The organism is Pseudomonas sp. URMO17WK12:I6, from assembly GCF_003253625.1.
Taxonomy (GTDB): Bacteria; Pseudomonadota; Gammaproteobacteria; order Pseudomonadales; family Pseudomonadaceae; genus Aquipseudomonas.
In genome coordinates this window covers 254,759-267,468 of record NZ_QKYZ01000009.1, presented here as the reverse complement: position 1 = coordinate 267,468, position 12,710 = coordinate 254,759, and the positions used below count along the sequence as shown (strand labels likewise).

The following is a 12,710-nucleotide window of genomic DNA, read 5'->3' as shown; positions in this document are numbered from 1 at the left end:
GCACACCTCCAACAACGCGCTGCTCAATTACAGCGTGCCGTGGGGCTGGTGGAACTTCAGTTACACCTACAGCCAGAGCGAGTACCGCTCGCAAGCCCAGGCCAACGGTTTCAATTTCAAGCAGACCGGCGACAGCGAAAACCATCAGTTGCGCGCCGAGCGGGTGATCCATCGCGACGCCCTGAGCAAGACCTCCCTCAGCACCGGTCTGTCGTACCTGCGCACCAACAACTTCATTGAAGACAGCAAGCTCAAGCTGAGCAGCAACCGCATCAGCGAAGCGCAGTTCGGCATCAACCACGGTCGGCGGGTCGGCAGTGCCTTCGTCAACCTCGACCTGGGCATGCAACAAGGCATCGGCGCGTTCGACGCCCAGGGTAACGGCGATCCGGGCCCCGGCGAGCCGAACGCGCGTTACCGCAAATACACCGCCACCGCGAGTTATCTGCAGCCGTTCAAGCTGTGGGGCGAGTCCTTCAGTTTCAGCAGCCTGATGACCGGCCAGCGTAGTGAAGACGTGCTGTTCAGCCCGCAGCGCACCAGCCTTGGCGGGCAGTCGTCGATCCGTGGCTATAAGGACCAGTCGTTGTCCGGTGACAGCGGCGGCTACTGGCGCAACGAACTGCGCTGGAGCCATCCGATCACTTTGGAATGGCTGCGCCCGGTGTTCGCCGAGTACGGCACCAGCCTCGGTTACGACCAGGGTGTGATCCGTGGCGACCGCTATAACGGCGATCAGCACGGGCGCATGTCCAGCGATTCCGTGGAGTTGTTTGCCCGGGGTCAGCATGTGGCCGCCAGCGTGACTTTTGCCCATTCCCTGGAACGCCCTGACGTGCTGACCGAGCGCGAAGCGCCGATCTACTTCCGCGTGGATTTCTTCCTCTAATTACGCCTCTTCGAGAACACTGACATGGACGTTCGCCATTACGCCTTCCTCGCTAGCCAGCCCTCGGCTGCGGTCAAAAATCGCGAGCACTTCTGGGGCATGCCCAAGCGCGGGTTGGCGTTCCTGTTGGCCAACGTCATGTTCTGGCAGCCGATGTGGGCCCAGGCCGACGGGATCGTGGTGGCCACGCCCGGCACCAGCCTCGGGCAGGCGGGCAATGGCGTGCCGATCGTCCAGATCGCCACGCCCAACGGCACGGGCCTGTCGCATAACCAGTTCCACGATTACAACGTCGGCACCCAAGGCGTCATCCTCAACAACGTCGCCGCGCAGACCGGCGCGACGCAACTGGGCGGGATCATTGTCGGCAACCCGAACCTGACCAACGGGATCGCGGCGCAAACCATCCTCAACGAAGTGGTCGGCGGCAGCCCCAGCCAGTTGCGCGGCTACACCGAAGTGGCGGGGCAGTCGGCGCGGGTCATCGTCGCCAACCCCTACGGCATCAGCTGCAACGGCTGCGGCTTCATCAATACCCCGCGCGTGACGTTGACCACCGGCAAGCCGGTGCTCGACGGTAGCGGTCGCCTCGATCGCTTCCAGGTCGATCAGGGCAGCGTCACCATCGACGGCGCCGGGCTGAACGCCAACAACGTCGACCAGTTTGAAATCATCACCCGCAGCGCGAAGATCAACGCCGAGATCCAGGCGAAAAACCTGACCATCGTTGCCGGTCGCAACGACGTCAACGCCGACAGCCTCAACGCCACTGCTCGCGCCGATGACGGCAGTGTCAAACCACAACTGGCGATCGACTCCTCCGCGTTGGGCGGGATGTACGCCGGGGCGATCAAACTGGTCGGCACCGAGGCCGGGGTCGGGGTGAAACTCGACGGCAACCTGGCCGCCAGCGGTGGCGATATCCAGCTCGACACCAATGGCCATCTCAGCCTGGCGCAAACCTCGGCCGCAGGCGCCGTCAATGTCAAAGCGGCCAGCCTCGATGCGCGCGGCCCGGTCTACGCCGGCACCGCCGTCAACGTGCAAACCCAGGGCAACCTGACCAACCAGCAAACCCTCGCGGCCCGGGACAGCATCGCGCTGACGGCCGGCGGTGTGCTGACCAACAACGGCATCATCGAAGCCGGGGTCAACGCCGACACCAGCCGCAATGCCAGCGGCGACGTGAGCCTGAATGCGCAGAACCTCAACAACCTCGGCAAAAGCGTGGTGGCCAGCCGCAACCTGACGGTCAACACCGCGCAGGCATTGAATAACCAGGGCGGCACGTTGAGCGCCGCGAAAACTGCCAACATCACCGTCGGGACTCTGGACAACCAGAACAACGGCCGGGTGCTGAGCAGTGGTGCGCTGAACGTCACGGCTAACCAAATTCTCAACACCAAGGGAGTGATCAACAGCACGGGCAATTTGACGGGCACGATCGGTCAGCTGAACAACAGCAACGGTGAAATTTCCAGTGCCAGCATCACTCGGCTTAATGCGACCACACTGATCAACCGCAGCGGTCAGATCCTGGGAGACCTGGGTTTGAATATTGACCTCAGCGGGGCACTGGATAACCGCGACGGTGTATTGGGTTCAGGCAAGAGCATGGATCTCAAAGCCGCCAGCCTCGACAACCGCGACGCTGGTGTGGTGGTCAGCGACGGCAACCTCACCGCACGCATCAGCGGTTTGCTGGATAACCAGAACACCGGTGAAATCAGCGCCAAGGGCGCCATCGATGTACGTAGCGGTAGCCTCGACAACCGCGGTGGCAAAGTCACCGGTAAAGATACGCTGACAGTCAGCAGCGCTTCCGCCGATAACCGTGGCGGGGTGATCCAGGCCGACAAACAGTTGAAACTGCAAATCGGCCAACTGGATAACCGCGACAAAGGCTTGATCAGCGGCAAGGCCGGTATTGCCTATGACGGTATTCGTCTGGACAACAGTGACGGGTTGCTCAGTGCCGTGGGACCGGTGACCCTCAAGGCCGATGAGGTGCAGAACGGAGTGGGGCGAATCTCCAGCCAGGGTGACCTCACTGCCACCATCGGCCTGCTGCAACAACAAGGTGGGGCACTGGTCGCCCAAGGCAACCTGAGCCTCACCGGCACGACCCTTGATAACCGCAATGGCGGACTGGTTGGCACCACTAAAGCGCTGGCACTGAAGGTCGACGACATCGACAATCGGGCCGGCGAACTCTCCAGCAGCCTGCTGCTGAACATCGAAAGCCAGCACCTGGACAACAGCGACGGAGGGAAAATTCTCGCCGCTACCGATCTGAAATTGGCCGTTGCCAAACTGATCAACCAGAACAAAGGCCTGATCGTCACCAAGGGCGCGACGACTCTGACCGGTACCACGCTGGATAATACCGGCGGCACCTTCAACAGCCTCAAGGGGTTGGTGATCACCCTCGACGATGCCTTGCTCAATGGGCAGGGGCTGATCAGCACCGAAGGAACGCTGACCGTCAACGCGGCCAGCCTCGACAACAGCGCCGGTAGCCTGAGCAGTGCCGGTGCGCTGTCCGTGAGCAGTCGTGGCGCCTTGCTCAACGTGGGGGGCTCGATCAGCACCGACGCCACTTTGACCCTTGAAAGCGCCAGCCTGGATAACAGCCAGAAAGGCCTGATATCCGGCAAAGATACTACTCGCGTCGTCACGGGCAACGTGGATAACAGCCAGGGCGGCCGCCTCATCAGCGGCACCACCCTGGACCTCACCGCCAAGCAAGTCAACAACGCCACCGGACGGATTGCCAGCAAGCAAGCGTTGACCGCCTCGGTCACCGGGCTTGATCAACAGGGCGGTGAACTGTTCAGCCAAACCAGACTGAGCCTGGACCTGAACAACGGTCAACTGAACAATCAGGGCGGTCTGATCAACGCGCCGTTGCTGATGTTGAAAAACCTCAAGGACGTCAACAACCAGAGCGGTGAAATCTCCAGCGCTCAAGCCTTCACACTGGCTGCTCAGAACCTCGACAACAGCAACGGCAAATTGCTGAGCAATCAGGGTCTGACCCTGCGCATCGCGCAAGCCCTGAACAACCTCAAAGGCGTGATTTCCGCCGCGTCCATCGATAGCCATAGCGACAGCCTCAACAACAACGAAGGCTTGATCAGCAGCCACGATCGGCTGGAACTCACCACCGACAAAACACTGGAGAACCAGCAAGGCTCGATCATCGCTGACGGTGAACTTCTGCTCACTGCTGACACCCTGGACAACCGTGGCGGCGATATTGCCGGCAAGGCCGACTCCACTGTTCAGGTCAAAACTCTGAATAACCAGCAAGGCAAGTTGATCACCACCGGTGTGCTCAAGCTGACCGCCGACACCCTCGACAACCGCCAGAGCGGTTTGTTGGGGTCCACCAAAGCCATGACCTTGACCGTCGATGACCTCGATAACCGCGGCGGTGAAGTCAGCACCAACGCCGATTTGTCGTTCACCGGCACAAAACTCGACAACAGCGATGGCGGCCGGATTTTCACCGGTCAGGCACTGACCCTCAACGTTGACCAGTTGCTCAACCGTAACAAAGGCCTGCTCAGCGCCACCACCGCGCTTAACCTGCAAGGGCGTCTGCTGGATAACAGCGGCGGCAACCTGCTCAGCGTGCAGAACATGCACTTGAACCTGACTGGCGCATTCGACAACAGCCAGGGCCAGGTCAGCAGTGAAGAGACGTTGACCGTCAACACCACGCAACTGACCAACACCCAGGGCAGTCTTTCCAGCGCGGCCGATATGAAGCTCACCAGCGACGGCAGCGTCAGCAACCAGAGCGGTGCACTGGTCACCGATGGCGCGCTCACGCTCACCAGTGCCAGCCTCGACAACCGCCAGCAAGGCAGCATCAGCGGTAAAGGCGCAGTGACGGTCACCACCGGCGCGTTCGATAACAGCCAGGGCGGCCGACTCAACAGCGCCAGCACCCTGAACCTCGTCGCGGGTCAGGTCACCAACCAGGACGATGGTCGTATCGGCAGCCAGGGTGTCTTGACCGCGTCGGTCACCGGGCTGGATCAGCAGGGTGGCAAGCTGTTCAGCAACAGCAGCCTCAGCCTGGACCTGAATAACGGCCAACTGAACAACCAGAACGGCTTGATCAATGCCCCCGGCACCTTGCTGCTCAAGCAACTCAAGGGTGTCAACAACCAGGGCGGTGAAATCTCCAGCGCCGAAGCCTTCACGCTGACCGCGCAAAGCCTGGACAACAGCAACGGCAAACTGCTGAGCAATCAGGGCCTGATCCTGCGCATCGCCAACGCGCTGGACAACGTCAAGGGCCTGATCGGCGCTGCGTCCCTCGACGCACGCACCGCCAGCCTGAACAATAGCGGCGGTAGCCTGACCAGCCGTGGCGACCTCGAACTGACTGTCGACGGTTTGTTGCGCAACGATGCCAAGGGCCTGATCAACGCAGCTCAATTACTCAAAGTCGGCAGCGCTGACTTCAATAACCAGAGCGGCACCGTGCTCGGCGCCAGTGCCGTCATCCTCAACGCCATGGCACTGAACAACCGCGATAGCGGGTTGATCAACAGCCAGGGCAATCTGACCCTGACGGCCACCAGCCTGGACTCCAGCAACGAGGGCGAAGTCTCGGCCAAGGGCGACATCGACCTGACCCTGACGTCCTTGACCCAGAACGGGGGACGCCTGCTCGGCGAAAAAGCCGTCACCGTGGAGCTGGCCAACGGCGACTTGGATAATCGCAACGGCCTGCTCATGGCCAAGGGGCCACTGACCCTCAAGCACCTGCGCGATCTCAACAACCAGAACGGCGAAATCTCCAGTAACCTCGGTTTCGATGTGATTGCCTGGGCCGTGGATAACAGCGCCGGCAAGCTGATCAGCAGTCAGCTACTGACCGTCAAAGGCACCAGCCTGGTCAACCAGAAGGGGTTGATCTCCGGCTGGCAGGGACTGACCGTTAACGGCGACAGCCTCGATAATCGCGACAACGGCACGCTCTCGAGCAGCAACGGTGATGTTGCCGTGGACCTCAAGGGTGTCTTGCTCAACAGCGATGCCGGGGCATTGGTCAGTCAGGGCAGCCTGAGCGTCAAATCAAAGAGCCTGGATAACAGTAACAAAGGCATTCTCAGCAGCGCGGCGGGGCAGACCCTCACCCTGAGCGAATCCCTCAACAACAACCTGGGCGGCCTGATCAACAGTGGCGCCGCACTGGACATCACCACCGGCGTTTTGACCAACGCTGGCGGCACGATCAATGCGCAACAGGCGATCAATGCCACGGCCACCGGCCTGGACAACACCGCCGGGACCATCGCCGGCAATGGCGCAGTGACGCTGGATCTGCTCGGTGCATTGACCAACACCAGCGGCAAACTGGTCGGTGCCGGTCCGGTGCTGATCAAGGGTGTTACCGACCTCGCTAACCAGAACGGCCAACTCGCCAGCCAAAGTACGCTGACCCTCCTGACCGGGTTGCTGGACAACAGCAACAACGGCACCCTCGCCGCCAAGGACGCCTTACAGATCACCGCCAGCGGCGCGGTACGCAACGACGCCAACGGTTTGATCTACAGCCAGAACGCCGGCCTGAACTTGCAAGCCGCCAGCATGGCTAACGGCAAAGGCGTGATTCAGACCCAGAACGGCCTGACCCTCGACGTCAGTGGCGACCTCGATAACCAGAGCGGCAAGGTCATTGCCCAGAACGGTGTCGTGACCGTCAAAGCCGCCAACATCGACAACCGCGGTGGCGTGCTGTCGAGCATCAAAGGCGCCCTTGAAGCGCGAACCGTCGGCGTACTGCGCAACGGTTACGACCTCAACAACAACCGCCAGGGCGGGATCATTCAAGCCCAGGGCCTGACGTTGTCGGCACTGGCCGGTCTGGACAACAACGGCGGACGGATCTCGGCACAAGCCACTGATGCGAGCATCACTACCGCCGCGCTCGACAACCGCAATGGCGTGCTCTACGCCAAGGGCCTGGTCGGTGTGACGGGCACCCGTCTGGATAACAGCGACGGTCAGATTGCGGGTAACCGCATCGACCTCAGCCTCAGCGGCGCCCTGAACAACCGCGACGGTATCGTCGAAAGCGACACCACGCTGACGGTAAAAGCCGCCAGCGTCGATAACCAGACCGGTCGGCTTCGCTCCCTGGGCAGTGCCGACAAGACCAGCTTCCAGATCGGCGGTTTGCTGGACAACCGCAATGGCGTGCTCGAGACCGCCAACACCGACCTGACCTTGGCCGTTGGCAGCTTTTTGAATGCCGGGGGCAAACTCAATCACGTTGGTCGTGGCCGGTTTGATATCTCCACCGCCAACGTCATTGGCGCCGGAGGCGGCATCACCACCGCCGGTACCCTGGATCTGAATGCTGATACCTGGACCAACTCCAGCGTCATCCAGGCCGGGCGCTTGAACGTCAACGTCAACAATTTCAGTCAGACTGCCAGTGGCCAGTTGCTGGCCTCTGACTACCTGCAGGCTCGTGGCGGTAACTGGACCAACAATGGCCTGATCGCCAGTGATGGTGTCATGGATATGCAGTTGGCCGGCAGTTACAGCGGCAACGGGCGGATGTCGAGCATTGGTGGCCTTTCCCTGGCCGCGGCACAACTGAATCTCAGGGCGGCCGGCAGTATTGCGGGTGGTTCGGACTCGACAATCAAAGTCGGCGGGCAATTCAACAACTCGGGCCGCATCACGTCGGACGATGGTTTGCTGGTCAATGCCGGGAGTGTTGCCAACTACGGTACTCTGGGTTCAGCTGAATACCTTGATATCAACACCACGTCCCTGCTCAATGATCGCGGCCTGATCTTCAGCGGTGCTGACATGACACTAAGTGTTGGTACTTTCACCAACCAGAACGGTGACATTTACGGACTACGTAATATTGTGGTTAGGGGATTCGGCGGGGCGGCCCAGGCCAGCCAAGTCTCGAACATCTCCGGCTCCATGGAGAGCGGCCGCACATTCACACTCAACGCCGGATCCTTCACCAACCGTACTTCGGGCGACGACGGCACGCAGAACTTTGGCCTGACGCGTACCCTGGTTTCCGGTTTCCTGGCGGTGCAATGTAGCGATTGTAGTGGCGACCACTACGACGTCAATTACATTGCCCGGGAAGTTTTCGAAGGCGGGCAGGACAGCGACACCACGACATCCGCCTTACTGACCGCAGGTGGTGACTTCGTCTTCAACGGTGGCGACTTCCTCAATAGCAAAAGCACTGTCAGTGCGACTGGCAACATCACCATCAATGCCAACAACCTGAGGAACATTGGTGCCGTCAGCGGCAGTATCGAGCGCACGCGTATCTATCGGACCGGCACCGTCACCGACGGAACGGTCAATCGCTTCATGCCGCAGGTGGTGGCATACAACCAGCGCAACAACCCGGACTTCCCGAACCTCTACTACATCGACGGTTCTGGAGGTTTTAGTTTAGGTACTGCTTTCTCTGTCACAGGCCGTGAGCCCGGTCATGATGGCGGCCTGCTTGAGCTGGTCGTGGTCAAGGACACGGTGACCAACAAGGCAGTGACCAATACCCTTTCGGGTTATTCCTACGGCTCTACCAGCCCGCAATCCCAATACGATCGCAACAACCTGGTGGAACTGCCGACCGGCCTGCAGAACTACACCCTGGTCAGTGACATTGAAACGGCACGCGATGGCAGCAGCGTCGGCACCGGGCGCAATGCGGTCATCCAGGCCGGCGGCAACGTCTCGATCACCGCTGCCCAGGACTTGCAGAACAGTGTCATCCACCAGGACTACGGTTCCACCGGTGGCACCAATAAAGTCGCGGACACCAAGGCAAGCGGTACCGGCACCACCGTCATCAGGCTCAACAGCCAACTGCCACCCGATCTGGCCCAGCAACAAGTCAACCCGCTGACATTGCCGGGCTTTAGTCTCCCCTCCGGGGAGAACGGCCTGTTCCGTCTGAGCACTCAGGACACGAGCGATGTCGCACCGGGGACAGTCACGGCACATCCGCCAGGCTGGACGTTGGGCGGTGAAAACGTCATTACACAGGGACACGTGGTCGCTGCTAGCAGCGGTGGTGGCCCACGCAACTTGCTGGTAGACACCCCGGCGATCCTCTCCAGCAGTGATCACGCCGTAGACCCGGTCACGCACCTACCGACGGTGACTGCAGGCGTCGCCAGCACACTCGACGCTTCCGTGACGTCGGTCACTCCTCGCAGAGGCGGACTCGGCAACGACAGCAAGTCCACGACTGTCATTCGTCCCCTGACTCGCGTCACCGGCCTGCCGGACGTGAAAGCGCCGGCCAACGGCCACAAGTACCTGATCGAAACCAATCCGGTACTCACCAACCTCAAGCAATTCATGAGTTCGGATTACCTGCTGAGCAACCTCGGCTACGACCCGGACACCAGCGCCAAACGCCTGGGCGACGGCCTCTACGAACAGCGCCTGATCCAGCAAGCTGTCGTCGCTCGCACTGGCCAGCGCTACATCGACGGCCAGACCACCGACGAAGGCCTGTTCAAGTACCTGATGAACAACGCCATCGCCAGCAAGGACACACTCAATCTATCGGTGGGTGTCAGCCTCACGTCTCAGCAAGTTGCGGCGCTGACCCACGACATCGTCTGGCTCGAAGAGCACGAAGTGAACGGCGAAAAAGTCCTGGTGCCGGTGTTGTATCTGGCACAGGCAGAAGGCCGCCTCGGCCCGACCGGTGCGCTGATTGCCGGCAAGGACGTGACGCTGATTGCGGGGCAGAACCTCGATAACGTCGGTACGTTGCGAGCGACTAATGACCTGAAGGCCACTGCGGGCAACGATCTGGTCAACAGTGGTCTGATTCAGGCGGGTAATCGTCTTGATGTGCTGGCGGGTAATGACGTCATCAACAAGTCTGGCGGCATTCTTGCTGGTCGTGATGTGACCGTGAACGCGATCATGGGAGACGTGATCAACGAGCGCACCATTACTTCGCAAGACAGCAGCACACGCTTTGGTACGCAACATCACGACTTCGCTGACAGCGCCGCGCGCATTGAAGCCGCCAATGACCTCAGCATCTCGGCGGGGCGGGATATCAACAATATTGGTGGTGTGCTGCAAAGCGGCCGTGACATGGACCTGAATGCCGGACGAGACCTCAACGTGTCCTCGACGCAGGTCATCAACAGTGTGGTCCGCGACAGCAGGCACAACAGCAGCGACATCACTCAGTTGGGGGCCAGCGTCAGCGCCGGCCGTGATCTGACGGCCCAGGCGGGCCGCGATATCAGCGTGATCGCCAGCCAGATCGATGCCAAGCGCGACATCGCGATGACGGCAACCGAAAATCTGGTCATCAGCTCGGCGGCGGATGAGAGTCACTCCCTGTCCAAGAGCAAAAAACTTACCGTGCAGGAAGATCACGTCAGCCAGGTCATGTCGGGTATTACGGCGGGCGGCGACGTGGCGTTGAGTGCCGGTGACGATCTCGCCGTGATCTCCAGCCGCATTACCGCAGGCGACGAGGCGTACCTGGTGGCCGGTGACAACCTCGATATTCTCGCGGCGCAAGATACTGACTATTCGCTGTATGACAAGAAGAAAAAAGGCTCCTTCGGTTCGAAGAAAACCAAACGTGATGAAGTCACCGATGTGAAAAACATCGGCAGCGAAATCACCTCCGGCGGCAATATGGTGATCGTCAGCGGCGGTGATCAACATTACCAGGCTGCCAAGCTCGACAGCGGAAACGATTTGACCATCAACAGTGGTGGGGCCATCACGTTTGAGGGCGTGAAGGACCTGCATCAGGAGAGCCACGAGAAGAGTAATTCCAGCCTGTCCTGGAACTCAGCCGAAGGTCGAGGAAATACTGACGAAACATTGCGTCAGACCGAAATGATCGCCAATGGCAATCTGGTGATTCATGCCGTCGAAGGTTTGAACATCGACATCAAGGACATCAATCAGAACACCGTCAGTCAGACCATCGATGCCATGGTCAAGGCTGATCCAGGTCTGGCCTGGCTCAAGGACGCCGAGAAGCGTGGTGATGTTGACTGGCGACTAGTGAAGGAAACCCACGACGCCTTCAAGTACAGCAGTTCGGGCATGGGGGCAGCGGCCATGCTGGCGGTGATTATCATCGTCAGTGTCCTCACCGCAGGCGCGGCCAGTGCTGCGGTGGCCTCTGCCGGTAGCGCCATGGGTGCCGCGGGCGGAACCTTGGCTACAACAACGGCGGCGGCTACTGCGACAACGGCTGCGGGGTTGGGCAACATCGTCGCTACGGCGGTAATGACCTCCATGGCCAGCACTGCTGCAGTCAGTACGATCAATAACAAAGGCAATTTAGGAGACACCTTCAAGGACGTCTTTTCGTCCGAGAGCCTAAAAGGCTATGTGCTAGCGGGTGTCACGGCAGGGATCGCCGCCAAATTTGGCTTCGTCCCTACTGAGCTGAAGTTCGATGTGGAGGCAGCAAAAACCGTTGCCATCAAGGCAACGGCGGATGCTTTTGTAAAAACGGCGATCATGGGCGGGAGCCTCAAGGACAATCTGGTGGCCTCGGCACTGGGTTCGGTCGTCAGCATTGCCGGGGCGGTGACTGCTAACAAAATCGGTGACATTACCGTTTTCGAAGATGGCAAATTGTCCAAAGTCGTCATGCATGCCGCGTTGGGTGGCTTGATGGCCGAGGCGATGGGCGGGGACTTCCGTACCGGAGCGATTGCTGCGGGGGCGAATGAAGCGCTGGTTGATTTCCTGGCTGACAATCTACTGCCCAAAGGTATGGACACTAACAGTCTTGAATATCGTCAGGGTGTGAGCAACCTGATGGCAGCCTCGCAACTGGTAGGGGTGTTGACGGCAGCATTCACAGGTGGAGATGCGTCGGTCGCGTCAACTGTGACGTCGAACGCAACGCAATACAACTATCTCAATCATGCCGAAATGCAGGAGCTCGCCAAAGAGCTGAAAGCCTGTAAAGCAACCAAATCGTGTGATGGTGTCGCCATTAAGTATTTCGAGAAGCATCTGGCGAACGAGCAGGTACTGAAAGAGGTGTGTGCGGTGGATATAAAGAGCTGCCAGAAGGCCTCGCTCGATATCTACAACACAGTACTGGGATATCAGCGTGGTGAATATGATGTTGGGTTGCCTCCTGACCTCCAGCGCATTTTTGAATCTTTCCACCAGTTTAATCTTGACGCAAATGTGGTACCGACAGCAGCAATAGCCATGCCGAGCGCGGAAGCCTTTGCTCAGTCACTGGGGCTGGATATCTCCGATCCACAAGTCAAGGTCATGGTCGGTACCATTGCCACATTTATCGCGGGTAAAGCGATCGCGTCTTATGGCGGGAAAAGCGTGGCAGCCTTTCCGGACGGAATGAGCATTAATCCGAATGTCAAGTATCACTTGAGTGAGTTTGATGGCTTTTCGCAGAAAAAAGGTATCAGTGGAACTCATAATTTGGACTCCTTCTCGAAAGCAGCCACTGATAATGGAGTGAAGATCATCGGTCAGGAACCAGAATTTACCAACGGGATCAGTACGATTAAGTATCAAGTTCCGTCTTACGATAGAGCTGGCAATGTGACGGGCTACAAAGCTGAAGTATTTACAAAGACTGTATATGATCCGAGAATCATAACCGAGCAGAAAATGCTGGAGCTTGGGCAACAGGCGGCGGCAGATGGTTACATCAACGCCATGACCCGAGGGATGAACGCCTATAATGGTGAGGCGGGAGGTATCAAGTTCAGGATTTATCTGGATCCGACTACCGGTACGGTCCGTAACTTTCACCCGAGATGAATAA

At 59.3% G+C, this 12,710-nt stretch carries 2 protein-coding genes; both read left to right on the top strand.

The features are described 5' to 3' along the window. The coding region (locus F475_RS18485) for a ShlB/FhaC/HecB family hemolysin secretion/activation protein (RefSeq protein WP_146602938.1) at positions 1 to 889 on the top strand (889 nt) is incomplete at its 5' end. A 24-nt stretch (positions 890 to 913) separates the two neighbouring features. Then, a complete protein-coding gene (locus F475_RS18480) occupies positions 914 to 12,706 on the top strand; it encodes a filamentous hemagglutinin N-terminal domain-containing protein (RefSeq protein ID WP_111454439.1) in 11,793 nt (3,930 codons plus the stop codon). Positions 12,707 to 12,710 lie beyond the last annotated feature (4 nt).